This window comes from Bradyrhizobium sp. SYSU BS000235, from assembly GCF_049747295.1.
GTDB lineage: Bacteria > Pseudomonadota > Alphaproteobacteria > Rhizobiales > Xanthobacteraceae > Afipia.
Window position 1 is genome coordinate 2826212 of sequence record NZ_JBMHJM010000001.1, and the last position, 23886, is coordinate 2850097.

Sequence of the window (23886 nt, forward strand, 5' to 3'; positions counted from 1 at the left end):
GCATACTCAGTCGCGAACTTTGAATTCGAAAGGACACTAGCGGTTCGCCGAGATCGTGGTTACATTGGTCAGGCGAGGCTGCTTCGCGCGTCAGAAGCCATATAATCCCCGGGGCCTTATCGATCCTTTAGGGAACTGTCCCTGGCCGGGTCCGTGGATCCGATCATATGGTGCCCACCTACTTTCGTAGGTGCTCCGGGATCGAGTGCTTCAACGGCCATAGTGGCTTCGCACTTCTTTTTTTCTCTGCGTGAGAACTTTCCCCCACATGAGATCGCGTTGTGTCCCGGTCTTGTGTCGGGACTCAAGGTCTTGTTTTCTCATAGACCACGCCATGGCGGTCATGGGGATGAATGCAAGTCGATTCGACACAGCTGAAAAATGAACTGCGCCGGACGGTTCTCGCGCGTCGCGACGCGTTGAGTGCCGAGCAGCGCAGCCATGGCGCGCAGCTCATCGCGGCGACGCCGTTGCCGGTTGAATTGCCGCACGGCGTGATTGTCGCGGGCTATTCGCCGATCAACAGCGAACTCGATCCATTCCCATTGATGGATGCTCTTGCCGGTAAAGGCGCGGTGCTCGCATTGCCGGTGGTGATTGCGCGCGATCATGCGTTGATCTTTCGCGCGTGGGAGCCGAACGAAAGGTTGGTGCGCGGGCAATACGGAATCTTTCAACCATCGTCCGATGCGCCGGAAGTTGACCCCGACATCGTGCTTGTCCCGCTCGCCGCATTCGATCGTGTGGGCCATCGCATCGGCTACGGCCGCGGGTACTATGATCGCACGCTGCAAAATCTGCGTGCGCTCAAGAAGATCACCGTCATTGGTGTCGCTTTTGCAGTGCAGGAAATCGACGTCGTCCCAGCGTTCTCGCACGACGAGCAGCTCGATTGTGTGCTAACCGAGCACGAGTTGATCGATCTGCGGAGGCTCTAGTACCGCCGATTTGAAGTCCCTGTATCAATTGCGGCGACCTCGTTCAGGGACTTCAAATCGAAAGCGGTACTAGAATCATAGATTTGCTAGTGTCCTTTCGAATCCGAAGTTCGCTAAGGGATGCGCTGCGGGATTAGGGCGAACTTCGGATTCAGGACACTAGGTGCGCATTTTATTTGTCGGCGATGTGGTGGGGCGAAGCGGGCGCACAGCTGTGATCGATACATTGCCGGGCCTGATTCGTGATTGGCGGCTCGATCTGGTCGTGGTGAACGGTGAGAATGCTGCAGGTGGATTCGGCATCACTGAATCCATCTACCAAGAGCTGCTCGATGCCGGCGCCGATGCCATCACGCTCGGCAATCACTCGTGGGATCAGCGCGAGGCGCTTGTCTTCATCGAACGTGCGCCGCGTCTCATCCGGCCGGCGAATTTCCCGCAAGGCACACCCGGGCGCGGTGCCGCGCTGGTCGAGACAAGAACAGGTAAGCGCGCACTCGTTATCAACGGGATCGGCCGCGTCTTCATGCAGCCATTCGACGATCCATTTGGTGTGATCGATCGTGAACTGAATGCTTGTCCGCTGGGGCAGGCGGCAGATGCTGTCGTGGTCGATTTCCACGGCGAGGCCACCAGCGAGAAGCAGGCGATCGGCTATTTCTGCGATGGCCGGGCGAGCCTCGTGGTCGGAACGCACACCCATGTCCCGACGTCCGATCATCGTATCCTGTCCGGCGGCACGGCCTACATGACCGATGCCGGCATGACCGGCGATTACCACTCGATCATCGGCATGGATCGCGAGGAGCCGCTGGGGCGTTTCCTACGCGGCTATCCGGCGGGGCGCTTTGAGCCTGCGGACGGCGCGGCCACGCTCAGCGGAGTCGCTGTGGAAACCGACGATGCGACCGGGCTCGCGGCGAAAGTCGCTGCCGTGCGGATCGGTCCATTGCTGGAACGCGCGGTGCCGGACTTCTGGTGAAACCTGCCAGTGCACCAGGCCGGTCCTTAAAATCGATCGACCCGTCTTTAATTTTATCCGGGCCGGGCCTATAAACCCGCGCCGTTGGGCGATTTTGAATACCGCCCGCGAATCACAACCTTCGAGAGACTCCCGCATGGCCGGACATTCCCAATTCAAGAACATCATGCACCGCAAGGGCAAGCAGGACGCGATGCGGTCCAAGATGTTCGGCAAGCTCGCGCGCGAAATCACCGTGGCGGCCAAGCTTGGGACCCCCGATCCGGCGATGAACCCGCGTTTGCGCGCAGCCGTGGTTGCGGCGCGCGCGGAAAATATGCCGAAGGACAACATCGAGCGCGCCATCAAGAAGGCCATTGGTGGCGAGGGCGAAAACTATGATGAAATTCGTTACGAGGGATATGGTCCGGGCGGTGTCGCCGTCATCGTCGAAGCGTTGACGGACAACCGCAACCGTGCGGCATCGGACATCCGGTCTTACTTCACCAAATCGGGCGGCAACCTCGGGGAAACCGGCTCGGTGTCGTTCATGTTCGATCGTGTTGGCGTCATCGAATACGACGCGAAAGTGGCGTCGCCTGACGACATGCTGGAAGCTGCGATCGAAGCTGGCGCCGACGATGTCGTCTCGAGCGAGGATGGTCACGAGGTGTTCGCGTCGCAGGATACGTTCCACGAAGTGGCCAAGGGGCTGGAAGCGAAGTTCGGCGAGCCGCGCAAGGCGGCGTTGATCTGGAAACCGCAAAACACCATCACGGTCGATGACGAGACCGGCGAGAAGCTGTTCAAGCTGCTCGACTCGTTGAACGAGCATGACGACGTCCAGAACGTCTATGCGAACTTCGAGGTGTCCGACGCCCTTGCCGCGAAGATGGCCGGTTAACCACCTTCGTGTGATCCTGGTTGTTCCGAGGGCGCCATGACCTCGAACCTTGCCTCTTCTTGGATCAGACCGGCGCGGTCGTGGTAGGACTGGACCATGACCTCTCTACCGATTCGCTCGCCCGTACGTATTCTGGGGATCGATCCAGGCCTGCGCCGGACCGGCTGGGGCGTGATCGATATCGATGGGAATCGCCTAATCTATGTCGGCTGCGGTTCGGTGGAATCCCGCGACACTCTTTCGCTGGCTGAACGACTGCTCGCCATTCACCAGGGGCTTGCCCGGGTGCTTGGGGATTTCAAGCCGCTGGAGGCGGCCGTCGAGCAGACCTTCGTCAACAAGGATGGCGCATCGACGCTGAAGCTCGGTCAGGCCCGCGGCGTGGCGATGCTTGCGCCGGCTCAGTTCGGCATCGCGGTGTCTGAATATGCGCCCAATCAGGTGAAGAAGACGGTGGTCGGTGCAGGGCACGCCGACAAGAACCAGATCCGCGTCATGCTCGGCGTGCTGTTGCCCAAGGCTGATCCGAAAACGCCGGATGCCGCCGATGCGCTGGCGATCGCCATCACGCACGCCCATCACCGGCAAAGCGCGCTCTTGAAGCTGAAAGTTGCACTTTAAAGACGCCTTTCGGCGGGTGGCGGAGCCCGCCGTTCGATGCGATGATGATGGAATCGAGGACAGTTTCCGATGGACGTGACGGCCCTGACAATTTTTGCGCTCGCGATTCTGGTAGCTGCGGCGGCGCCCGGCCCCGCGATCGCAGCGCTGCTCGCGCGCGTGATCGGGCGCGGCACCGCCGGCGTTCCCGCTTTCATCGGCGGAATTGTCGTGGGCGATCTGACGTGGTTGGCCGTCGCGGTCCTTGGACTGTCATTCGTCGCGAACAGCTTCGCGATGATCTTTGCGATCATCAAATACGCCGGCGCGGCCTATCTTCTCTTCATCGCCTGGCGCTTGTGGACCGCTCCTGCATCCCCTGTCGATGTGAACGCGGCGACGAATGTGGATGGCAAGCCATTGCGGTCGTTTTTCGGCGGATTGCTGCTGACACTCGGCAATCCCAAGACGATTGTGTTTTATCTCGCGCTGACGCCGACGCTGATCAACGTCTCGCGCATTGATTTTGTCGGCTACGCGGAACTGGCGGGCATCATCGCAGCTGTTCTGGTGTTTGTGCTCGGCGGATACGCGCTGGCGGCGGCACGTGCGCGGTCGCTGTTTCGCAGCTCGCGCGCGATGCGTCTGCTCAATCGGATTGGCGGCACTGTGATGGCAGGCGCGGCGGCAGCCGTTGCGACACGATAGGGCAGGGGCGTGATCGGAAAGCTCAAAGGTCTGATCGACTCGTACGGTGAGGACTACGTGATCCTCGACGTCCAGGGAGTTGGTTATCAGGTGCATTGCTCGGCCCGCACGCTGCAGGCGCTGCCATCGCCCGGCGAAGCAGCAGTGCTGTCCATCGAAACCTATGTGCGTGAGGATCAGATCAAGCTATTTGGCTTTCGCTCCGACATGGAGCGCGAGTGGTTTCGCTTGCTGCAGACCGTGCAGGGTGTCGGCGCCAAGGTTGCCCTTGCGGTGCTTAGCACCTTGCCGCCCTCCGATCTCGCCAACGCCATCGCGCTGCGTGACAAGGCCGCGGTGGCGCGCACGCCGGGAGTTGGACCGAAAGTGGCTGAGCGTATTGTCACCGAGTTGAAGGACAAGACGCCGGCGCTCGCGAATGTGGACCCTGCCGTGGTTCATCTGTCCGAGGCCATGGACGATAACCGTGCGCCGCGGCCCGTCACCGATGCGATCTCCGCGCTGATCAATCTCGGTTACGGTCAGCCGCAGGCCGCGGCCGCGATTGCAAGTGCGGCGCGCAGCGCAGGCGATAGTGCAGAGACCGCACAACTGATCAGGCTGGGGCTGAAAGAGTTGTCAAAGTGAGTGAAGCATGACGACATCCCGCCTTGTGACGCCCGAGCGCCGTGCTGACGACATCGGCGACACCTCGCTGCGGCCGCAGAACCTGTCGGAATTCGTCGGACAGCAGCAGGCGCGTGCCAATCTGCAAATCTTCATCGATGCCGCACGCAAGCGCAACGAAGCGCTGGACCACGTGCTGTTTGTCGGTCCTCCCGGACTGGGCAAGACCACGCTGGCGCAGATCGTGGCGCGCGAGCTGGGGGTTGGTTTCCGTGCGACCTCGGGGCCGGTGATTGCCAAGGCCGGCGATCTGGCCGCGCTGCTGACCAATCTCGAAGAGCGTGATGTTCTGTTCATCGACGAAATCCATCGTCTCAGTCCCTCCGTTGAAGAAGTGCTCTATCCCGCGATGGAGGACTTCCAGCTCGATCTCATTATCGGAGAGGGGCCTGCAGCGCGCTCAGTGAAGATCGATCTGGCGAAGTTCACCCTCGTCGGCGCGACCACGCGCGCCGGACTTCTGACCAATCCATTGCGCGATCGTTTCGGCATTCCGGTGCGGCTGAATTTCTACACGGTCGAGGAGCTCGAAAAAATCGTCACCCGCGGCGCGCGCGTGCTCAGCATCGGTATGACGCCTGACGGTGCCAATGAAATTGCTCGTCGCGCGCGCGGCACGCCGCGCATCGCGGGGCGGCTGTTGCGACGGGTGCGCGATTTCGCCTCCGCTGCGGATGCATCGGCCATCGATCGCAAGATCGCGGATAACGCGCTCGGCGCGCTTGAAGTTGACAATGCAGGCCTCGACGCCATGGACCGGCGTTATCTGACGACCATCGCCCTGAACTATGGTGGCGGCCCAGTCGGGGTCGAGACCATGGCGGCGGCGTTGTCCGAGCCGCGCGATGCCATCGAGGACATTATCGAGCCGTACCTGATTCAGTGCGGCTATTTGCAGCGGACCCCGCGCGGGCGGCTGTTAACCTCTCATGCCTTCAAGCACCTCGGGTTAACCGAGCCATCACGTGAAGCGGCTCAATTCGGCTTGTTTGGCAGCAGCGACGACGAGGCACCGTAATTCCGCTTTAATTGCCGACGATTGATCGTGTGCATCACGATTTAAGCAGTCATGATTTCACGTCGACATTTCTTAAAGTTCATGGCCGGGCTGGGCGCGTTTGGCGCCTCCACCGCGGCTTACGGCTTTGGCATCGAGCCGGAGCGGCTCAACATCACCCGGTATCGCGTCACGCCTCAAAATTGGCCTGATGGTCTTCAACTCAAGATCGCGGTCATCGCAGATCTTCATGCCTGCGATCCCTGGATGTCGCTGGAGCGCATCGCCGGCATCGTCGATCGCACCAACGCGCTCGGCGCCGATGTCATCGTCATGCTGGGTGACTATGTCGCCGGCCACCGCCATGTGAGCCGCTTTATTCCGGCCACGGAATGGGCGCCGGTGCTGGCTGGTTTGCGGGCGCCGCTCGGCGTTCACGCCATTCTCGGCAACCACGACTGGTGGGATGACCACACCGTGCAGCGCGAGGGGCGCGGCCTCCCGATCGCGCGGCAGGCGCTCGAAAAGGCCGGGATCCCGGTTTACGAAAACGACGTGCAGCGGCTGACCAAGGGCAATCACCCGTTTTGGCTCGCAGGTCTCGGTGACCAATTGGCTTATGCGCCGGCGCGCCGCTTCAGGCGGATGAAGCACTACGGTGTCGATGATCTGTCCGCAACGCTGAACAAGATCACCGATGATGCGCCGATTATTTTGCTCGCCCATGAACCTGATGTGGCGACGCGCGTGCCGGCGCGTGTGGCTCTGCAGCTCAGCGGCCACACCCATGGCGGCCAGGTTCGGTTGTTTGGCTGGTCGCCGGTGTCGCCGTCGGGCAGGAAATTGGCCTATGGGCATGTTCGTGAGAACTGCGATGTCATCGTATCTGGCGGCCTTGGATGCAGCATCATGCCGTTCCGCCTCGGTGTGCCGCCCGAGATATTGCTGGTAACCGTGGGACGGCCGGCGAAAGGCCCGATCATCTCGTAGAGGTCGTGGCTTGCGCTTGCGCAGGCGGAAGTTTTGCGCGAAACGATCCGCTGCCTTCTCTCTTTGACGCGTTTTCTTCACGAGAGAGAGGCGCTTGAAAACGCTCTGGCAGCGATAGGTTTGGCAGTGACAGTACATCTCGACGGTTCGATCCGCGACGGCAAGCACGTCATGCAGGTGCGCGTCTATTACGAAGATACCGACTTCACCGGCATCGTCTATCACGCCAATTATCTGCGCTTCATGGAGCGCGGGCGGACCAACTATCTTCGGCTGCTTGGCGCGGATCAGCGGGCGCTGTTTTCGGAAGCGGAGAATGAAGCGCCGGGTTTCGCGTTCGTCGTGCGCGCGATGCAGATCGAGTATCTCAAGCCCGCCCGCATGGACGATGTCCTCGACATCATCACCGTCCCGGTCGAGGTGAAAGGCGCATCGATCACGCTTGGGCAGGAGGTGCGGCGCGGCGACGACGTTTTGATTGAGGCCCGCGTCAAGGTGGCGTTCGTGTCAGGCGGGCGGGCGCGGCCGATCCCTAAAGCTCTGCGCATCGCCATGAAGGCCGATCAGGACTCAGTCTAAAGGAATTTCCTCGGCGCGGCTTTTCGGCCTGAATGTAACTTTGCGCTTGACGGATTGTACTGATCGGTACAAGTTGTACCTATCGGTACAAACGAGTTCGCAGGAGAACATCCATGTCGCGTCCGCCGCTGCCCCCCTTCACACGAGAGACCGCTGCGCAAAAGGCGCGCATGGCGGAAGATGCCTGGAATACCCGAAATCCGGAGAAGGTCTCGCTGGCTTATTCGGAAGACAGCCGGTGGCGAAATCGCTCGGAATTTCTGGAGGGACGCCCGGCCATTGTCGAGTTCCTCACGCGCAAGTGGCAGAAAGAGCGCGAGTATCGCCTGATCAAGGATCTCTGGGCATTCGACGGCAACTTCATTTCGGTCCGATTTCAGTACGAGTGGCATGACGATGCAGGCCAATGGTATCGCTCGTATGGCAACGAGAACTGGGAATTCGATCAGGATGGTCTGATGCGCCGCCGTGAGGCCAGCATCAACGATGTGAAGATCACCGAAGCCGAGCGTCGGTTCCATTGGCCTTTGGGGCCGCGGCCCGCGGATCATCCGGGTCTCGCTCCGGAGCCGAAGTAACAGCTATCAGCGGGAAGGTTGGATATGGCGAAGACTGTGACCGAGCGCGCGGAGCTGCTGACGCAATTGGCGGAGGTGTTTCGCGCGCACGGTTACGAGGGGGCGACGCTCGCGCTGATCTCGCAGGCCACAGGCCTCGGCAAGGGCAGCCTTTACAACTATTTCCCCGGCGGCAAGGAACAGATGGCGGTGGAAGTTCTCGCCGCTATCGATCAATGGTTTGTCGATCACATCTACAAGCCGCTGCGCACAACGAGCGATCCCGCAAAGGGAATTACCGAGATGTTCGCGGCCGTAAACAACTACTTCCGCTCGGGCCAGCGCGTTTGTCTTGTGGGCGTGATCGCGCTTGGGGCGTCGCGCGATATTTTCAGCGAGAAAGTGAAGGTTTATTTCGCGGGCTGGGTCGACGCCCTGGCGACAGCGTTGCGGCGGCTCGGCGACGACAAAGCGCTCGCCCGGCGTAAGGCGGAACAGGCGGTGCTGGAAATCCAGGGTGCGCTGGTGCTGGCCCGGGCCTTCGATGATCCGAGGGTGTTTTCGCGGGCGACCGACGAGTCTGAGCGGCGGCTCATGCCGCGCGACGAAACGGTTGCGTGAAGTAACAAGGAGCGCCGGCGCCTGGGGGGTCGCGCTAGTACCCGCTTTCCGAAGTTCGTAACACGTCGCAGCACCCGCTTTGCGAACTCCGGAAAGCAAAGGTACTAGCAATCCTACGATTTGAGTACCGCTATCGATTTGAAGTCCCTGGACGAGATCGCCGCAACTGATACAGGGACTTCAAATCGGCGGTACTAGCGCTTAAGTGTTTTCGAACGTCAGGCCGCCTTGTGACGTTCCTGTTCAGCCTGAAACAGCGCGGCCTCTTCGGTGAGCGCGCGCGTAATGCTGGGCCGCTTGCGCAGACGGGACAGGTAGTCCTTCACGTTCGGCCAGTTGGCGAAATCGATCTGCGGCGTGGCCCTGCTCCAGTTCAGCACCGTGACGAGATAGGCATCGGCGACGGTGAAGTGATCGAGCAGGAATTCGCGGCCCTCCAGGTAGGTGTTGAGATAATCGAGCCGCGACAGGCTTTTCTTCAACGTGTAGGCATGAACTTCCGCAGGTGCCTTGCTGTCGAGCAGATTGATGAAGAGTGCCTTGTGCAATTCCGTGCCGATGAAGCACAGCCACTGATGCAGACGCGTGCGTTCACGCTCGGATGACGCAGATATCCCCGTATCCGAGAAGCGGTTGGCGACATACTGCAGGATGGCGGCGTTTTCGGTGAGAATCTCGCCGTCATCGGTGCGCAGGGTCGGGACAAGCCCGAGCGGATTGATCGCGAAAAAATCCGCATTGTCCTGTCGCACGTGTTTTGTTTTCGGATCGACTTCGAGGAAAGTGGCGTCTGCGCCAGCTTCATAAAGCGCGATACGCGTTGCCATTGAGCAGGCCAGGGGAGAAAAATAGAGATCCATAGGGCGTCTCCTGATCGGGTGAAATCAAGCGGTCGCGCGCCCGCATTGATTTTTATACCGTTCCGCATAAATTAAACCGGGTCAAGAGAATTATTTGCGATATGGTACAAAAAAAGGAAGAGACAGCGTCCGCAACCGATCGCGCACCGAAACGCCGCGGGCGTCCGCGCGCCTTTGAGCCCGATGTGGCGCTGGGCAAGGCGATGGATGCGTTCCGCGATGGCGGCTTTGCCGCGACATCGCTCGACGACCTCAGCGACGCGATGGGGATTAACAGGCCGAGCCTTTACGGCACCTTCGGCGACAAGCGGGATCTGTTTCTGAAAGCCTATGAACGGTATCGCCACGAGATGGCGACGACCTTTGCGGGAGCGTTTGACCCCGGACTGACGCTGCGCGAGACACTTGAGAGGATCTACGCCACAGCAATCGATGTCTACCTTGCCGGTGAAAACGGCCCGCGCGGCTGCTTCACGGTGATGACGGCGACGTCGGAGGCGATGGCCGATCCGGAAATCCGAACCTATGTTCAGAAGGCGCTCGGCAGCACGCAGCGAACGCTCGCAAAGCGCTTCCAGGCAGCGCAGGAAGCGGCTGAACTGCCCCCGAGTGCAAATGTGCAGGTGCTGGCGCAAATCGCGGCTTCAACCATCGAGGCGATCGCGATCAGGTCCCGCGCCCGTCTGCCGCGCAGCGACCTCGAGGCGATCGCCAAGGGCACTGTCGATCTGATCTGCGGTCCGGCGACCTCAGCACAACCGCGCGGATGAGTGACGCGCCGAACCAACTCATGTAAAAGCCTTTCACATGAGTTGGCACAAGAACCGTGGCCGCCGGGATGGCGGCTATCACCATGGCAATCTGAAAGAGGCGCTGATCCAGGCCGCGCTCGATCTGATTGCGCAAAAAGGCCCGGCTGGATTTACCTTTGCCGAGGCCGCGCGATCGGCCGGCGTCAGTCCCGCCGCGCCCTATCGTCATTTCCGCGACCGGGACGAACTGCTCGCGAGCATCGCCCAGCAGGGATTTGAGCAGTTCGAAGCAAGGCTCACGGCGGCATGGGATGACGGCCGTCCCAATACACCGGCAGCGTTCGAGCGCGTCGGCAAAGCCTATCTCGCATTCGCGCGTGAACAGCCCGCGTATTACTCCGCGATGTTTGAATCCGGACTGCCATTGGAGAGCAATCCGTCGCTGCTGGTCGCCAGCGAGCGCGCATTCGCGATCATTCGCGCAGCCGCGGAGCGCCTGGTGGCGATGGCGCCGCCTGGTGTGCCGCGCCCGCCGGCGATGATGATGGCGCTGCACATCTGGTCGATGTCCCACGGAATCGCGTCTCTGTTCGGCCGCGGAGATTCAGCCGGCCGCAAATTGCCGATGACGCCGGAAGATCTGCTGGAAGCAGGGGTCCTGATTTATCTGAAGGGGCTCGGTTTCCCGACGGACCAGCGTCCGCCGGAACACTAGCAAATACAGAACTCTAGTGCGGTTTTGGCTCTGACGTCCCTGCGAAGAGGGCTCAGTCAAACTGAAAGGAACGTCAGAGCCGCCGCACCAGAATTAAATTCGACCTGGTCCATTTTGCCGCGCTTGACAAAACACCGGGATGTTTTATCTATGTAAATGTTATTTACATTCACGGTGACGTGAGGGAGAGACGGTCATGGCGAACACGGCAGACGCCAACACTGCACACTTCGACAGATGGGGGCGCCCTGGATGGTCCGGACGGCGTTCTGACAACTTCGATTCGCGGGATTTTGGTTGGCATCCTGGGCGGATCATCGTGACCATCGCGGCTTTCATCATCTGGTGGCCGCTCGGACTGGCCATTCTTGCTTATTCACTCTGGAGCAGAAACATGGGTTGCTGGAGCAACGATCGTCACGGCCGTTGGGCCGACAAGATGGAGCGCATGCAGTACAAGATGGAGCGGATGCGCGACCGCATGGAGCGCCGCGGAAGTTACGCTCCCTCCAGCGGCAACCGCGCCTTCGACGACTACCGCATGGAAACGCTGCGCCGTCTCGAAGAAGAGCAGGTCGAGTTCAAGAATTTCCTCGACCGCCTGCGTCATGCCAAGGACAAGGAAGAGTTCGACGCCTTCATGGCACAGCAGCGCCAGCGTCCGACTCCGCCGAACGACCAGCCGCAGGGCTAAGAAAGCTGTTCTGAGCTCAAGAATATCGACGCCCGTTTGCGCAAGCAGACGGGCGTTTTCTTTAATTTGCGCGACCAATTCTTTGCCGCAGCGCGCATGCATCAAGCGCGGCAATGGCTATAATTCCTGCAGAATACGCAACGATATCCCACCACGAGAAGAACCGCCCGATCAGCAGCACGCCGATCCGTGTGGCGCGAAAGGCATCGAGCGCATCGGTATGCCAGAGTTGGCTGAATTCGACGCCTGCCGCGATCACGGCTGCGACGATGGCGATTCGAGAAGGACTGGTTTTTGGCGCGAGGCTTGCCAAAAGGCAGTAAACCATGCCGCCCCACAGCGCCGAGCCAAGGTATTTGAACAAGGCGTGATGGCCCGGTGGCGACAGGCGCGTGAGCAATCCGATGCCGATGATTGCCAAGGCCAATACGAAATATTTGGATCGCCCGGCAAACCGCATTCAGGCTGCTTTCGCATGCGGTGTGACCGCCTGATCTGCGATCGTGTCTGCGTCGATGTCACGGGGCTTATTGATCAGAGCCACCATCGTGTAACTGACGATCAACAGCAGGAACCACGACCCAAGCTTGGCGAACGAGACCATGGACCAGCCGTTCAATTGCGCGGGGTAAAGCCAGGTTTTGCTGTACGTGCCGATATTTTCCGAAAACCAGATGAAGAGCGACACGAGCAGCAGCCCCAGCAACAACGGCATCGAACGATAGTCCTGCCAGACCCGATAGTAGATCCGCGTCTTGCGAAACAGGAAAACGGTCGCGGCAAAGAGCGCAAGCCGGACGTCGGGAATGTAATGGTGCGCGAAAAAGTTGACATAGATGCCGACGCTCAGCGCGACCAGTGTCCAACCCGGCGGGTGGTGGGTGAAGCGAAAGTCGAAGATCCGCCACACGCGGAACAAGTAGCTTCCGATGCAGGAGTACATGAAGCCCGTGAAAAGCGGCACGCCGCCAATCCGGAAGATGTTCGCCTCCGGATAGATCCACGATCCGACCGATGTCTTGAACAGCTCCATCGCTGTGCCGACGATGTGATAGAGCAGGATCACCTTGGCTTCATCGAGCGTCTCGAGTTTGGTCACCAGCAAGGTGATTTGCACGACGACCGCACTGACGAACAGAAAATCGTAGCGTGCCAGCGGCATCGATGACGGATACCAAATGTGAGTGCCGATCATCAGCGCGATCATGATGCCGCCGAACAGACACGCCCAGGCCTGTTTCATGCCAAAGCGGAGGAATTCGTAGATCCAGGCCGTCAGGCGGCCTTTCGCCATGCGCTCGGCAAACTGTCGCTCGGTTTCAGCGAACAGGCTCAGGATCGGCCCGAGGCGGTCAGTCGATGTCGAGGAATCCAAAGGGGGCACTCGCGGAAGGGGAGATCCTTTTGACGTGCGTTGATGACCGCCGTCGAGGCAAATTCTTGTGTTTGGACGTCGGCGATGAAGAGCAGGTTCAACGCAATGTCTGGTGCGGCCTGACCTGAAAGCGGATTTCGAGGGCGGTCTTAGGAACAAGATTCGACAGGACGAGAAGTGTTGCGGCGACCACGCCCGGGTGCCTGGAGCGCCGGCACGGGATGCAGTCGGAACCGTGGAGGTCATTGCGCGGACGGATGCCTTGCGGGGCCGAGAAAAGGACGTCATCGGATATGCAGTTCCGTCATATCCCTGTCCCGAATGCCATTTCCAGGTCAAATATCGACCATGGTAACCCCGCCTTAACGATGATTAGCGTTTGGTTATGCGCGTAAAAATGCCGCTGACAGCCCTCGTTTTGACACGTTGGCAGGGGATTCAGGCGCTGGCCTCGGGACAGGCCCATCCCATGCGACACGAGATCGAAGAGGGCGGTCGGCAGCGTCGGCGCTTTTGCGGTTGGCCAATTATCGCCCGGTGCAGCCGTGGTGGCCGTGTTCGACATGAGGAAATATTCGCCTTGAGAGGATACCGATCATGAATCCAGCCGACGTAACTCAGTCGGCGTTGCCGCTGGCCTCTGCCGATGTGTCGCTGATTTCGCTGTTCTGGCAGGCCCATATCGTCGTCAAATTCGTGATGCTTGGCCTCCTGGCCTGCTCGGTGTGGGTCTGGGCCATCGCTATCGACAAGGTTTTCCTCTATGCGCGCACCAAGCGCGCAATGGACCGTTTCGAGCAGGCCTTCTGGTCGGGTCAATCGATCGACGAACTCTATCGTGCGCTGTCGGCCAAGCCGACGCACTCCATGGCGGCGTTGTTCGTGGCCGCGATGCGGGAGTGGAAGCGGTCGTTTGAGAGCAATTCGCGCTCCTTCGCAGGGCTGCAGATGCGGATCGACAAGGTGATGAGCGTGTCGATCGCGCGTGAAATCGAGCGGCTGGACCGCCGGCTGCTGGTTTTGGCCACGGTGGGCTCGGCAAGCCCGTTTGTCGGCCTGTTCGGCACCGTTTGGGGCATTATGTCGAGCTTTCAGTCGATTGCGGCCTCGAAAAACACCTCTTTGGCGGTGGTGGCGCCCGGTATTGCCGAGGCGCTGTTTGCAACCGCGATCGGTCTTATCGCCGCAATTCCGGCGACAATTTTCTACAATAAGTTCACCTCGGAGGTGAACCGGCAGGCCCAGCGGCTTGAGGGGTTCGCCGATGAGTTCTCGGCGATCCTGTCACGACAGATCGACGAACGCGCGTGAGGGATAGCCTGTGAGCGCAAACGGTTTGAGCGCGATCTTGGGGTACCTGCCATGGGTATGAACATGGGAGGCGGTGCGAATGCCGGCGGTGGCCGCCGTCGTTATCGCCGTGCCGCGGTCATGGCCGAGATCAACGTCACCCCGATGGTCGACGTGATGCTCGTGCTGCTGATCATCTTCATGGTGTCCGCGCCGCTGCTGACGGTGGGCGTTCCGCTCGACCTGCCGCAGACGGCCGCCAAGAGCCTGGATCAGGACAAAGAGCCGCTCACGCTGTCGGTTCAGCTCAGCGGCAAGATTTTTCTCAACAACACCGAGATCAAGCCCGACGAATTGGTGCCGAAACTCAAGGCAATCACGGATGCGCGCGGCGGCATGGATGAGCGCATCTTTGTTCGTGGCGACACAAAGGTGGATTACGGTACGGTGATGCGCGTGATGGGACGCCTGTCCGCTGCAGGTTTCAAGCGCGTGGCTCTGGTGACCGAGGTCGAGCAGGGAAACTGACGTTGAAGATCGACAAGACCATCGCCGCGTCTGTCGCCCTCCACGCCCTGGTCATCGGCTGGGGCCTGGTCTCGTTCTCGACGAAGGCGTTCGAGTCGATGCCGGAAGAATCCGTGCCGGTCGATATCATTTCATCCGATCAGTACGCCAAGGCGATGCACGGATTGAAGACCGGAAAGAAGGAAAATCCGAAGCCGTTGGTTGAAAAAGTTGCCGACGCGAAGCCGCCGGTGGACGATACGGTCGGCAAGATCGACGACAAGAAGGCGCCGGTGGTGACCGATACGGCGCCGCCGCCGACGCCCAAGCCCGTTGAGAAGCCGGTCGAAAAAAAGCCCGATCCGCCGAAACCCGTGGCGCAGGATAAGCCGAAGGAAGAAACCAAGCCTTCGGAGAAAAAGCCCGATCAGGCGAAGGTCGATCCGATCGCGGAAGCGATAAAGAAAGAAGAACACAAGAAGCCGCCGCCGAAGCCGCAACAGGCCAAGGCTGTGCCGCCGCCACCGGACAAGCACAAGGCTGAGCGTGTCTTCGATCAGTCAAAGATCGCGGCATTGCTCGACAAGCGTGATCCGTCGCGACAGTCGATCACCGGCAGCGAACTGAATTCACAGGCGTCGCTGGGCACCGCCAAAGGACAGGCTGCTGACAACTCGGCGACATGGGGCGCCATGTTCCGCCAACAGGTTGAACGCTGCTGGAAGAAACCGTACGGCGGCATTGAAGCGCAGAAGGTTGAAGCCGTCTTTTCAATCAAGCTGAAGCGTGATGGCACGTTGGAAACCAGTCCGGTGCCGCTGCCCGGCGGCGGAAGCCCATATTTCCGCGTCTATCAGGAAAGCGCGCAGCGCGCGATCATCGAATGCCAGCCCTATAGCCTGCCGGCTCAGTTTTTCGATGAATGGAAATCCTTTGAGCCCGCTTTCACCGAAAAATTTTCATGACATCGAGACGTAACGCCATCGCCGCCGAGAATGAAGTTTACATGACCATGCGAGACGAAGACGAGTTGCCTGGAATGGGTTCGAGGAGTGTTTTTCATCCGACGCGCCGTCGATTTATTACAGGTGCCGCGTCGGCCGGTTTGTTGTTGACGACGCCTCTTCAGAAAGCGCTGGCGCAGGGCAAGCGCATCGTGGTCGACCAGGGCAGTTTCCAGCCGATCCCGATCGCGATTCCAAATTTCGTGCCCGGCACCCAGGGCGACGGCGATGTTTCTGCCGGCATTTCCCAGGTCATCACCAACAACCTGCGCCGCAGCGGCCTGTTCAACCCGATCGATCAGGCCGCCTATATCGAGCGTATTTCGAACATCGATGTGCCGCCGCAATTCCAGAGCTGGCGCAGCATCAACGCGCAGGCGCTGGTGACCGGTCGCGCGACCCGTCAGGGCGACGGCCGGCTCAAGGCGGAATTCCGCTTATGGGACGTGCCGCAGGCGCAGCAGCTCGCCGGCCAGCAGTACTTCACCTCGCCTGAGTCCTGGCGTCGCATCGCGCACATCATTTCCGATCAGATCTACGAACGCCTCACCGGCGAGAAGGGTTACTTCGACAGCCGCGTCGTGTTCGTCGATGAGACCGGCCCCAAGGAACGTCGCGTCAAGCGCCTTGCGATGATGGATCAGGATGGCGCCAATGTGCGCTACCTCACCCGTGGCGCCGATCTGGTGCTGACGCCGCGCTTCTCGCCGTCGACGCAGGAAATCACCTACATGGAATTCGGCCAGGGTGACCCGCGCGTCTATCTGTTCAATGTCGAGACCGGCCAGCGCGAAATCGTCGGCAACTTCCCCGGCATGTCGTTCGCGCCGCGCTTTTCGCCGGATGGCCAGCGCATCATCATGAGCCTGCAGCAGGGCGGCAACTCGAACCTGTTCGTGATGGACCTGCGCTCCAAATCGACCACCCGCCTGACCGATACACCGGCCATCGACACGTCTCCCTCCTATGCACCGGATGGCGGCCGGATCTGTTTCGAATCCGATCGCGGCGGCAAGCCGCAGATCTATGTGATGGGCGCCGGCGGCGGCGCCGCCCAGCGGATTTCGTTCGGCGACGGCAGTTACTCGACGCCGGTTTGGTCGCCGCGGGGCGACTACATCGCGTTTACGAAGCAGGGCGGCGGCCAGTTTGCTATCGGCATCATGAAGCCGGATGGCTCGGGCGAGCGCATTCTGACCTCCGGCTATCACAATGAAGGTCCGACCTTCGCCCCCAATGGGCGCGTGGTGATGTTCTTCCGCGACACCGGGGCGGGTCCCTCGCTGTTCACGGTCGATATCTCCGGCCGCAATGAACAGAAGGTCCCGACGCCGGGGTTTGCATCGGATCCGGCATGGTCCCCGCTGCTATCGTAAACGGGGAGTCAACGGCGATCCTTCTATTCCTCGCTATCCCGGCAAGGATTGCCTAGTTTGCTGAATTCATAGGCGAATTTCGTGTTTTTTGGTTCCGTGTAAGAATCCGCAAACCATGTTCGCTCAGAAAGACTTCACCTGCTCGGGATAACAATTGCTCTTCCAAATCAGAGCAATTGGTAGCTGATGCAGCTCGTTGAAGCCGAACTGAAGAGCGACGACGATCGCTTGCCGCCGACAATCTACGCGGCGCTCGTCGATTCTCTTTTTCAGAATTTCATGCCCATCTTTGCGGGCACACTGACGGCGTCGATCGCAGCCGTCATGACGGCAATCAAGACCGGCAACCAGTTGATCTGGCCGTGCGCGGTCTGGATTGTCATGGTCGGTGTTGCCCGCACGATTCAGATGCGCAAGTACGAGGTCGAGCGCCGCGATGAGCCGCTGACGCCGGAACGTGCAGCCTGGTGGGAGCCCCGCTACAAGGTTCTGGCCGATCTTTACGCCAGCTCGCTTGGCTTATGGTGTGCGGTCGTTGTGCTGGGAAGCGACGACGCCGTCGCGCACATGCTCTGCACGGCTGTCACGATCGGTTACACGGCGGCAGGTGCCGGCCGCAACTATGGCCGTCCGCTCATTATCCAGCTGCACATTCTGTTTGCGTGCGCGCCGCTATCGATCGCGCTGATCATCCACGGTAATCCGTATTACCTTGGCCTTGGCCTGTTGCTGGTGCTGTTCTTCATTGGCCTCAAATACATCAATCTCAACCTTCACCGAATTTTCGTGAAGGCCAGGATTACCAGCGAACGTCTGGCATCCATCGCCGGTCAATTCGACACAGCGTTGAACAACATGCCGCACGGGCTGTGCATGTTCGGCCCGGACGGATGTCTTGCGGTGATGAACAATCGTTTCACCGCCATGATGGCTTTGCCGGAAAATATGGCGCACCTCGGTGCGTCCTTTGGTGAAGTGGTGGCGGCCTGCGTCAAGGCGAGGTCGCTCTCGCCGGAGAATGCGGATGAAATAGTCCACGAAATCGAACGGACGAAAGCCGCAGAGGTCATTACAGTCAACAACGAGCGCCGCAGCGAGCGGGCGCTGTCGTGGAATTTTCAGCCGATGGCGGGCGGCGGGACGGTCGTCCTGGTCGAAGACATTACCGAACGCCGCACTGCTGAAGCCAAGATCAGTCACATGGCTCGGTTCGACGAACTGACGGGCTTGCCGAACCGGCTCAATTTCCGCAACCAGATCGAACAATTGCTGGCCAACCCGTCGGTCGAAGCGCCTCAATCCGCATTGCTGTTTATCGACCTCGATCAGTTCAAGCAGGTCAATGACACCCTGGGCCATCCGAGCGGTGACACCCTTCTTTGTGCCGTGACCGCCCGCTTGCGCGGGTTGCTGCGGCCGCATGATCTCGTGGCCCGCTTCGGTGGCGACGAGTTCGTGGTTTTCCAGCGCAATATTCATTCCGCGGAAGACGCGGCCTCGCTCGCGCGCCGGATCGTCAGCCGTTTGAGCGAGCGCTACGAAGTGGATCAGCATCTGGTCGAGATCGGTGCGAGTGTCGGTATCGCGCTGACTCCGCCGAATGGCGGTGCCAGCGCCGACACCCTTCTGAAAAACGCCGATATGGCATTGTACCGGGCCAAGTCCGATGGTCGCGGCACGTTCTGCTTCTTCCGCGACGAGATGGCCCAAACCGTGGAAGCACGGCGCGTGCTCGAGCTCGACCTGCGCCAGGCGCTCGCGAACGAGGAATTCGAACTCTACTATCAGCCGCTGGTGAATCTGAAGAGCGGCCGTATTTCCACCTGCGAGGCTCTGCTGCGCTGGAATCATCCGACGCGCGGAGCGGTGTCGCCGGCCGACATTATTCCGGTGGTGGAGGACATGGGTCTCATCGTCGACCTTGGCCGCTGGATCCTGCGCAAGGCGTGCATGGAATGCATGAAGTGGCCGGAGGGCGTCAACGTCGCCGTGAATTTCTCGCCTCAGCAATTCCACCAGCGCGATGTGATGAGCGAGGTGCGCTATGCACTGGAAGTGTCGGGCCTGGCCCCACAGCGCTTGGAGATCGAAATCACGGAGTCGTCACTGCTGCGCAACACGCAGTGGACGCTGGATGTCCTCGCGCAGTTGCGAGCTGCCGGCGTCCGCATCTCGCTGGATGATTTCGGCACCGGCTATTCGAGCCTGAGCTATCTGCACAATTTCCCGCTTCAAAAGGTGAAGATCGATCGTTCGTTCCTCGAAGGGATCGGGAATGACCGGCCGCTGACGCTGCTGCGTGGCGTTGCGCGCCTCAGCGCGGATCTCGGGATGTCCGTTGTTGTCGAGGGTGTGGAAACAAACGAACAGCTCGAACTCATCAGCGCCGACGGCGCTGTGACCGAGGTCCAGGGTTATGTCTTCAGTCCGCCTGTCCCCGCGCAGCAGATCAGGCAACTGGTCACTGCTTCGCATAGCCGCGTTGCAAAGGATGCGGGATCGAAGGGCACCGCGCTGCGCTCGATCGCCTAAAACTCTTATTCTCCAAAATCTTCCCGCCGCAGCACTAACATTCTCCGATCACTGAACCATCGTGCAAGACGCGCGACAAACGAGTCTGCGCGAGTGAACGAAAGCGCGGGGATGATGATTAACCCTAATATTATAGCCTCTTTGCATCTTTCTTAAGAAGGCTTTAACCTTGCCACATTCGCTGGGAAATGCAGGTCAGTGGCCGGAGGCATTGATGGGATCGGCGCTTCAAAATACCGGCCGCGCGCTTGAGAAGAGGATTGATCTCCTCGATCGGGTTGACTACCGGCTTGCGGAAACCGATGCGGATAGGGAGGCGATCTATCGTCTTCGCTATCGCGCCTACTTGTCCGAAGGCGCCATCGACCCTCGCAAGGACCATAGTCTGAGCGACCGCTTCGACGACGCGCCGAACTCCTGGACATTCGGTGTGTATGTCGATGGCTCGCTGGCGAGTTCTTTGCGCATCAGCGTCGCTTCGCTCGAAAGCCCCGATACGCCGGCAGTCGACGCGTTCGGCGATTTGCTGGAGCCGGAGCTGGCGCAAGGCAAAATCATCGTTGATCCGAACCGCTTTGTCGCGGATCCGTTTCGAGAGAATCGTATTCCCGAGCTTCCCTATGTGACGTTGCGGCTTGCGTATGTCGCGTGCGCTTATTTCAACGCTGACATCGGGACGGCGACGGTCCGCAAGGAACACCAGGCGTTCTATCGGCGCGTCTTCATGCATACGCCGCTCTGCGCGCCGCGGCCGTATCCGAGCCTCACCAAGCCGCTGGGCTTGATGGCGGTGAATTTCCAGGAACTGAAGGAAAAGGTCTTTCAGCGTTATCCGTTTTTCCGGTCCAGCTTTTTCGAACGCCGGATGTTGTTCGAGCGTCAGCACGACACGTTGCAGCCGTTGGCGCCGGTTTTGACCCTGCCGGATTTTCCGTTTGAACGAAGCCCGGCCCGTTCACCTTCCTGAACGGAACATCGACGCGTAAGTCACAGATCGAAAATGATTGGGCCTCGAACGCCGGTTCGGGGCCGTTTTCGTTTGGTATTCACCGTCGCGCCATATTTATCCCGCATTAACCATCGGCATCGGTTTCGATCGATAGTCGGCATTTGAGGGGCCTTGGCAACACCTCATCAAGGTTGACGGAACGTTCGCTTAACCAACCCCCTGTAGACCGGACGCTAGTCCTTAAAAACCTGAGCGTGGAGGCTCCGGAATGAAATCTCAAATGCGTATCCTCCAGGGATTAAAGCTGGCCGCTGTTCTGGCTGTGGCGCTGTCGATGGGCGCCTGCGCGAACAAGAACGGCTTGGGCGGCGCTGATGGCGCCATGGCGAATGCAGCTGTTCCTGGCAGCCAGCAGGATTTCGTGGTGAACGTCGGCGATCGCGTGTTTTTCGAAAGCGATCAAACCGATCTTTCGCCGCAAGCGATCGCGACCCTCGATAAGCAGGCGCAATGGCTGCAGCAGTACAGCCGTTACTCGTTCACGATCGAAGGTCACGCCGACGAGCGCGGAACGCGCGAATACAACATCGCACTGGGTGCCAAGCGTGCGCAGTCCGTTCGCAGCTTCCTCGCATCGCGTGGCATCGATCCGCGTCGCATGCGGACGATCTCATATGGCAAGGAACGCCCGGTCGCAGTGTGTAACGATATCTCGTGCTGGTCGCAGAACCGCCGTGCGGTCACTGTGCTGAACGCCAGCTCCTGAGGTGATCGGATATTCTTAAAGACAGTAACGGCGCCCTTGAGGGCGCCGTTTTTGTTTCAACGGGCGAGCTTTCCCCCCTGTTTGTAGTCACATTTTTGGCGTACTGAACGCTTCAATCTCGATAGCTTTGAAAGCAAAGCCCAATTTTACCGGGTCAAAATGTCATCCAGGTTTAAAATTCTAATCTGTGCGGCGTTGGCATCAGCTTCCGCCTGTTGTTTGCCGCTGAGCGCAATGGCGCAGCAGGACGATGTCGATCCTGAAATGCGCATCGACCGGCTGGAAAACCAGCTGCGCACGCTGACCGGCCAGAACGAAGAGTTACAGTACCGCAATCGCCAGCTCGAGGAGCAGTTGCGCGCGCTGCAGGGAAGCCAGCAGTCCCAGCCCGGTAACCAGGGCACCGCCCCTTCGCGCCAGACATCGCCGAGCGCGCCGCCGGCGCAGCAGAATTCCGGCTACTATCCACCGCCGCCACAGCAGCCGCAGTACGGTCAGCAACCCCGTGGTCCACAGCCTGCAGACAGCCCTGCGGTGATCACCGCCGCGCCGCCTCCGGGCGGGGGCCGTGGAGGACGCCGTGGTGATGCGTTCGATCCAAATCAGAATCCCAATGCGCCGGGGGTTCCGCGCGCCTTGGGCGGCGGTCAGATGCCGGTGAGCGAGGGTCCCCAGGTCGGCGCGCCGGGCGGGCGCGATCCCGGAGAGCCGCTCAACCTGTCAAATGTCGGCGGCCCGCGTGATCCCTATGGAGCGCCGGCCTCCAATGCCCCCCGCGGCGCACCTCCTCCAGGAAACGTTACAGGGGGACTGACCACCGCGCCTCCATCGCAAACGCCGCGCGACGAGTTCGACCTCGGTATCGGTTACATCCAGCGCAAGGACTATGGGCTCGCCGAAGAGACCATGCGGAATTTTGCCCAGAAGTATCCGAGCGATGCACTGGTGCCGGATTCGCAATACTGGCTTGGCGAAAGCCTGTTCCAGCGGCAGAAATATCGCGACGCGGCTGAAGCTTTCCTGGGCGTGACCACGAAGTTCGACACATCCGCCAAGGCCCCTGATGCCCTGCTGCGGCTGGGACAATCACTCGCCGCTCTGAAGGAAAAGGAAGCCGCTTGCGCCGCGTTCGGCGAGGTGACGCGGAAATATCCGCGCGCGTCCAGCGGCGTGAAGCAGGGCGTCAGCCGCGAACAGAAGCGCGTCGGTTGTTGATGGATGTTCCCTTCGCCGATGATTTTCGGCAGAGGGGACTCCAACGTGTTTTTGCGGCATGATCCTGCGAGGCGCATTCCGGGTCTCCGGACAACATCATGCTCAAGCAGAATACCTCCAAGGTCGTCTCCGTCGCTGATGCGCGGCGGTTATTCGCGGACTGGAAGTCCGCGCCGGCCATCGTGTTGGCGGTGTCCGGCGGTCCGGATTCCCTCGCGTTGATGTGGCTCGCGGTGCGCTGGCGGCAGGCGCTCAAAACGGGCCCGAACTTGGTGGCCGTGACGGTCGATCATGGATTGCGGTCTGAGGCGGCCCGGGAAGCGCGCGATGTCAAACGTCTCGCGCAGTCGCTTGGGGTCGAGCACCGCACGTTGCGATGGACCGGTACCAAACCGAAGACGGGATTGCCGGCTGCAGCCCGCGAGGCGCGCTATCGCCTGCTGATGCGGGCCGCACGGAATTGCGGCGCGTCGCACGTCTTCACCGCTCATACACAGGACGATCAGGCGGAGACTTTCATCATGCGGATGTCGCGCGGCAGCGGCATCGCGGGTCTCGCCGCCATGGCGCGGGAGGCGACGCGCGATGGCGTGATCCTCGCGCGGCCGTTGCTGAGCGTGCCAAAGGCGCAACTGGTCGCGTCCCTCGCGAAAGCCGGAATCGCATTTGCGGAGGATCCAACCAATCATGACCCGCGTTTCACCCGTCCCCGGCTGCGCGCGTTGATGCCGGCGCTGGCGGCGGAAGGGGTGGACGCACGCAGCCTGTCACGGCTGACGGCGCGGCTGGCGCGCGCCAACGCGGCCCTCGAAGCCATGACGGATGGGGCCGAGCGGTACCTGAAAAGCACGAATGGCTCCGAGGCCGGGGTCGATTTCGCGACCTTTGTCGCAATGTCAGACGAAATTCGCGTGCGGCTCCTGCTGCGCGCCATCAACCGCATCGGTCATGAAGGGCCTGCGGAGCTTGGCAAGGTCGAAGCCCTGCTGCAGGCCATGGATGAGGCGGTGCGCGGAAAAACTGGTCGAAAAGCGGGCATCCGCTTCAAGCAGACGCTGGCTGGAGCCGTCGTCAGTGTCGCCCGCGATCGGGTTCATGTTGCCCCGGCGCCGCCGCGTAACCGCCAGGGACTCTAGGAAAACCGGCGAACTTCCGAACCACCACGCCAGACGCAGGGCTGGTCGCAGAAAATACCTTAACCACTGTTGAAATCGGCGTGACGAACGCCCTTATTTCACCCGGAATGACGGTAATATGCGTTAAATAGTCCTAAGGGGTTCCCTTGGCATCTAGGGACGCCGCACCTAGATTATATTGCAACCAGCCCGGA

The 23886-nt window shown here is 60.4% G+C and carries 26 protein-coding genes and 1 other RNA gene; 24 read left to right on the forward strand and 3 right to left on the reverse strand.

Annotation, left to right across the window (positions count from 1 at the left end):
* Positions 1–72 precede the first annotated feature (72 nt).
* The 12 genes from ssrS (at position 73) to ACP0KA_RS13225 (ending at position 8521) form a co-directional block, all read left to right on the forward strand.
* A non-coding RNA gene (ssrS, locus tag ACP0KA_RS13170) (6S RNA) lies at positions 73–233 on the forward strand.
* A 120-nt stretch (positions 234–353) separates the two neighbouring features.
* On the forward strand, positions 354–938 hold the full coding sequence (locus ACP0KA_RS13175) for a 5-formyltetrahydrofolate cyclo-ligase (protein WP_424629217.1): 585 nt from the start codon (positions 354–356) through the stop codon (positions 936–938).
* Between the two features lie 163 nt (positions 939–1101).
* On the forward strand, positions 1102–1920 hold the full coding sequence (locus tag ACP0KA_RS13180; RefSeq protein WP_424629218.1) for a TIGR00282 family metallophosphoesterase: 819 nt from the start codon (positions 1102–1104) through the stop codon (positions 1918–1920).
* A 136-nt stretch (positions 1921–2056) separates the two neighbouring features.
* Positions 2057–2803: a YebC/PmpR family DNA-binding transcriptional regulator gene (locus ACP0KA_RS13185; protein ID WP_424629219.1), complete on the forward strand. Its 747-nt coding sequence runs from the start codon at positions 2057–2059 to the stop codon at positions 2801–2803.
* Positions 2804–2899: 96 nt separating this feature from the next.
* Entirely contained in the window at positions 2900–3424 is a 525-nt protein-coding gene (gene ruvC, locus ACP0KA_RS13190) for a crossover junction endodeoxyribonuclease RuvC (RefSeq protein WP_424629220.1), read from the forward strand.
* A 69-nt stretch (positions 3425–3493) separates the two neighbouring features.
* Positions 3494–4111 carry a LysE family translocator gene (locus tag ACP0KA_RS13195; RefSeq protein WP_424629221.1) on the forward strand — a complete coding sequence of 206 codons (618 nt, stop codon included), beginning with the start codon at positions 3494–3496 and terminating at the stop codon, positions 4109–4111.
* 9 nt (positions 4112–4120) lie between these two features.
* Positions 4121–4738: a Holliday junction branch migration protein RuvA gene (gene ruvA / locus ACP0KA_RS13200; protein WP_424629222.1), complete on the forward strand. Its 618-nt coding sequence runs from the start codon at positions 4121–4123 to the stop codon at positions 4736–4738.
* A gap of 7 nt (positions 4739–4745) precedes the next feature.
* Positions 4746–5795: a Holliday junction branch migration DNA helicase RuvB gene (gene ruvB, locus ACP0KA_RS13205; RefSeq protein WP_424629223.1), complete on the forward strand. Its 1050-nt coding sequence runs from the start codon at positions 4746–4748 to the stop codon at positions 5793–5795.
* A 51-nt stretch (positions 5796–5846) separates the two neighbouring features.
* Entirely contained in the window at positions 5847–6764 is a 918-nt protein-coding gene (locus ACP0KA_RS13210; protein WP_424629224.1) for a metallophosphoesterase, read from the forward strand.
* Positions 6765–6935: 171 nt separating this feature from the next.
* Entirely contained in the window at positions 6936–7343 is a 408-nt protein-coding gene (gene ybgC / locus ACP0KA_RS13215) for a tol-pal system-associated acyl-CoA thioesterase (RefSeq protein ID WP_424631587.1), read from the forward strand.
* Positions 7344–7456: 113 nt separating this feature from the next.
* On the forward strand, positions 7457–7921 hold the full coding sequence (locus tag ACP0KA_RS13220; protein WP_424629225.1) for a DUF1348 family protein: 465 nt from the start codon (positions 7457–7459) through the stop codon (positions 7919–7921).
* A gap of 24 nt (positions 7922–7945) precedes the next feature.
* Positions 7946–8521, forward strand: coding sequence for a TetR/AcrR family transcriptional regulator (locus ACP0KA_RS13225; RefSeq protein WP_424629226.1), 576 nt, complete (start codon positions 7946–7948; stop codon positions 8519–8521).
* A 218-nt stretch (positions 8522–8739) separates the two neighbouring features.
* Here the strand turns inward: ACP0KA_RS13225 and ACP0KA_RS13230 are convergent, their stop codons facing one another.
* Positions 8740–9381 carry a glutathione S-transferase N-terminal domain-containing protein gene (locus ACP0KA_RS13230; RefSeq protein ID WP_424629227.1) on the reverse strand — a complete coding sequence of 214 codons (642 nt, stop codon included), beginning with the start codon at positions 9379–9381 and terminating at the stop codon, positions 8740–8742.
* A 101-nt stretch (positions 9382–9482) separates the two neighbouring features.
* On the opposite strand from ACP0KA_RS13230, the gene ACP0KA_RS13235 reads away from it, so the two are divergent.
* The 3 genes from ACP0KA_RS13235 (at position 9483) to ACP0KA_RS13245 (ending at position 11542) form a co-directional block, all read left to right on the forward strand.
* Positions 9483–10151: a TetR/AcrR family transcriptional regulator gene (locus tag ACP0KA_RS13235; RefSeq protein ID WP_424629228.1), complete on the forward strand. Its 669-nt coding sequence runs from the start codon at positions 9483–9485 to the stop codon at positions 10149–10151.
* Positions 10152–10188: 37 nt separating this feature from the next.
* Positions 10189–10848 carry a TetR/AcrR family transcriptional regulator gene (locus ACP0KA_RS13240; protein WP_424629229.1) on the forward strand — a complete coding sequence of 220 codons (660 nt, stop codon included), beginning with the start codon at positions 10189–10191 and terminating at the stop codon, positions 10846–10848.
* Between the two features lie 196 nt (positions 10849–11044).
* Positions 11045–11542: a DUF2852 domain-containing protein gene (locus tag ACP0KA_RS13245; RefSeq protein ID WP_424629230.1), complete on the forward strand. Its 498-nt coding sequence runs from the start codon at positions 11045–11047 to the stop codon at positions 11540–11542.
* Positions 11543–11603: 61 nt separating this feature from the next.
* Here the strand turns inward: ACP0KA_RS13245 and ACP0KA_RS13250 are convergent, their stop codons facing one another.
* Both ACP0KA_RS13250 and ACP0KA_RS13255 read right to left on the reverse strand, forming a co-directional pair.
* Positions 11604–12002, reverse strand: coding sequence for a DUF2809 domain-containing protein (locus tag ACP0KA_RS13250; protein ID WP_424629231.1), 399 nt, complete (start codon positions 12000–12002; stop codon positions 11604–11606).
* The gene (locus ACP0KA_RS13255) at positions 12003–12917 is read right to left on the reverse strand and encodes a DUF817 domain-containing protein (RefSeq protein ID WP_424629232.1); all 915 of its coding nucleotides are present in this window, start codon (positions 12915–12917) and stop codon (positions 12003–12005) included. It lies immediately after the preceding gene.
* A gap of 597 nt (positions 12918–13514) precedes the next feature.
* Here ACP0KA_RS13255 and tolQ point away from each other — a divergent pair.
* The 9 genes from tolQ (at position 13515) to tilS (ending at position 23692) form a co-directional block, all read left to right on the forward strand.
* Positions 13515–14228: a protein TolQ gene (gene tolQ / locus ACP0KA_RS13260; protein WP_424629233.1), complete on the forward strand. Its 714-nt coding sequence runs from the start codon at positions 13515–13517 to the stop codon at positions 14226–14228.
* A 51-nt stretch (positions 14229–14279) separates the two neighbouring features.
* The gene (gene tolR, locus ACP0KA_RS13265; RefSeq protein ID WP_424629234.1) at positions 14280–14735 is read left to right on the forward strand and encodes a protein TolR; all 456 of its coding nucleotides are present in this window, start codon (positions 14280–14282) and stop codon (positions 14733–14735) included.
* A gap of 2 nt (positions 14736–14737) precedes the next feature.
* Positions 14738–15679: a cell envelope integrity protein TolA gene (locus ACP0KA_RS13270; protein ID WP_424629235.1), complete on the forward strand. Its 942-nt coding sequence runs from the start codon at positions 14738–14740 to the stop codon at positions 15677–15679.
* Positions 15680–15753: 74 nt separating this feature from the next.
* Complete coding sequence (gene tolB / locus ACP0KA_RS13275; protein ID WP_424631588.1) at positions 15754–17094, forward strand: Tol-Pal system beta propeller repeat protein TolB; 1341 nt, start codon at positions 15754–15756, stop codon at positions 17092–17094.
* 186 nt (positions 17095–17280) lie between these two features.
* On the forward strand, positions 17281–19626 hold the full coding sequence (locus ACP0KA_RS13280) for a putative bifunctional diguanylate cyclase/phosphodiesterase (protein ID WP_424629236.1): 2346 nt from the start codon (positions 17281–17283) through the stop codon (positions 19624–19626).
* Between the two features lie 214 nt (positions 19627–19840).
* Entirely contained in the window at positions 19841–20593 is a 753-nt protein-coding gene (locus ACP0KA_RS13285; protein WP_424629237.1) for an N-acyl amino acid synthase FeeM domain-containing protein, read from the forward strand.
* A 250-nt stretch (positions 20594–20843) separates the two neighbouring features.
* Positions 20844–21341 carry a peptidoglycan-associated lipoprotein Pal gene (gene pal, locus ACP0KA_RS13290; protein ID WP_424629238.1) on the forward strand — a complete coding sequence of 166 codons (498 nt, stop codon included), beginning with the start codon at positions 20844–20846 and terminating at the stop codon, positions 21339–21341.
* A 159-nt stretch (positions 21342–21500) separates the two neighbouring features.
* Complete coding sequence (ybgF, locus tag ACP0KA_RS13295; RefSeq protein ID WP_424629239.1) at positions 21501–22556, forward strand: tol-pal system protein YbgF; 1056 nt, start codon at positions 21501–21503, stop codon at positions 22554–22556.
* A gap of 98 nt (positions 22557–22654) precedes the next feature.
* Positions 22655–23692: a tRNA lysidine(34) synthetase TilS gene (gene tilS, locus ACP0KA_RS13300; protein WP_424629240.1), complete on the forward strand. Its 1038-nt coding sequence runs from the start codon at positions 22655–22657 to the stop codon at positions 23690–23692.
* The last annotated feature ends 194 nt before the right edge of the window (positions 23693–23886 follow it).

What these genes read in the sequence shown, in the direction of transcription:
- ACP0KA_RS13175 (WP_424629217.1), top strand. Translation starts at nt 354, where the DNA reads ATGCAAGTCGATTCGACACAGCTGAAAAATGAACTGCGCCGGACGGTT.
- ACP0KA_RS13185 (WP_424629219.1), top strand. Translation starts at nt 2,057, where the DNA reads ATGGCCGGACATTCCCAATTCAAGAACATCATGCACCGCAAGGGCAAG.
- ruvC (WP_424629220.1), top strand. Translation starts at nt 2,900, where the DNA reads ATGACCTCTCTACCGATTCGCTCGCCCGTACGTATTCTGGGGATCGAT.
- ACP0KA_RS13195 (WP_424629221.1), top strand. Translation starts at nt 3,494, where the DNA reads ATGGACGTGACGGCCCTGACAATTTTTGCGCTCGCGATTCTGGTAGCT.
- ruvB (WP_424629223.1), top strand. Translation starts at nt 4,746, where the DNA reads ATGACGACATCCCGCCTTGTGACGCCCGAGCGCCGTGCTGACGACATC.
- ACP0KA_RS13210 (WP_424629224.1), top strand. Translation starts at nt 5,847, where the DNA reads ATGATTTCACGTCGACATTTCTTAAAGTTCATGGCCGGGCTGGGCGCG.
- ybgC (WP_424631587.1), top strand. Translation starts at nt 6,936, where the DNA reads ATGCAGGTGCGCGTCTATTACGAAGATACCGACTTCACCGGCATCGTC.
- ACP0KA_RS13220 (WP_424629225.1), top strand. Translation starts at nt 7,457, where the DNA reads ATGTCGCGTCCGCCGCTGCCCCCCTTCACACGAGAGACCGCTGCGCAA.
- ACP0KA_RS13225 (WP_424629226.1), top strand. Translation starts at nt 7,946, where the DNA reads ATGGCGAAGACTGTGACCGAGCGCGCGGAGCTGCTGACGCAATTGGCG.
- ACP0KA_RS13230 (WP_424629227.1), bottom strand. Translation starts at nt 9,381, where the DNA reads ATGGATCTCTATTTTTCTCCCCTGGCCTGCTCAATGGCAACGCGTATC.
- ACP0KA_RS13235 (WP_424629228.1), top strand. Translation starts at nt 9,483, where the DNA reads ATGGTACAAAAAAAGGAAGAGACAGCGTCCGCAACCGATCGCGCACCG.
- ACP0KA_RS13240 (WP_424629229.1), top strand. Translation starts at nt 10,189, where the DNA reads ATGAGTTGGCACAAGAACCGTGGCCGCCGGGATGGCGGCTATCACCAT.
- ACP0KA_RS13245 (WP_424629230.1), top strand. Translation starts at nt 11,045, where the DNA reads ATGGCGAACACGGCAGACGCCAACACTGCACACTTCGACAGATGGGGG.
- ACP0KA_RS13250 (WP_424629231.1), bottom strand. Translation starts at nt 12,002, where the DNA reads ATGCGGTTTGCCGGGCGATCCAAATATTTCGTATTGGCCTTGGCAATC.
- tolQ (WP_424629233.1), top strand. Translation starts at nt 13,515, where the DNA reads ATGAATCCAGCCGACGTAACTCAGTCGGCGTTGCCGCTGGCCTCTGCC.
- tolR (WP_424629234.1), top strand. Translation starts at nt 14,280, where the DNA reads ATGGGTATGAACATGGGAGGCGGTGCGAATGCCGGCGGTGGCCGCCGT.
- tolB (WP_424631588.1), top strand. Translation starts at nt 15,754, where the DNA reads ATGGGTTCGAGGAGTGTTTTTCATCCGACGCGCCGTCGATTTATTACA.
- ACP0KA_RS13280 (WP_424629236.1), top strand. Translation starts at nt 17,281, where the DNA reads ATGCAGCTCGTTGAAGCCGAACTGAAGAGCGACGACGATCGCTTGCCG.
- ACP0KA_RS13285 (WP_424629237.1), top strand. Translation starts at nt 19,841, where the DNA reads ATGGGATCGGCGCTTCAAAATACCGGCCGCGCGCTTGAGAAGAGGATT.
- pal (WP_424629238.1), top strand. Translation starts at nt 20,844, where the DNA reads ATGAAATCTCAAATGCGTATCCTCCAGGGATTAAAGCTGGCCGCTGTT.
- ybgF (WP_424629239.1), top strand. Translation starts at nt 21,501, where the DNA reads ATGTCATCCAGGTTTAAAATTCTAATCTGTGCGGCGTTGGCATCAGCT.
- tilS (WP_424629240.1), top strand. Translation starts at nt 22,655, where the DNA reads ATGCTCAAGCAGAATACCTCCAAGGTCGTCTCCGTCGCTGATGCGCGG.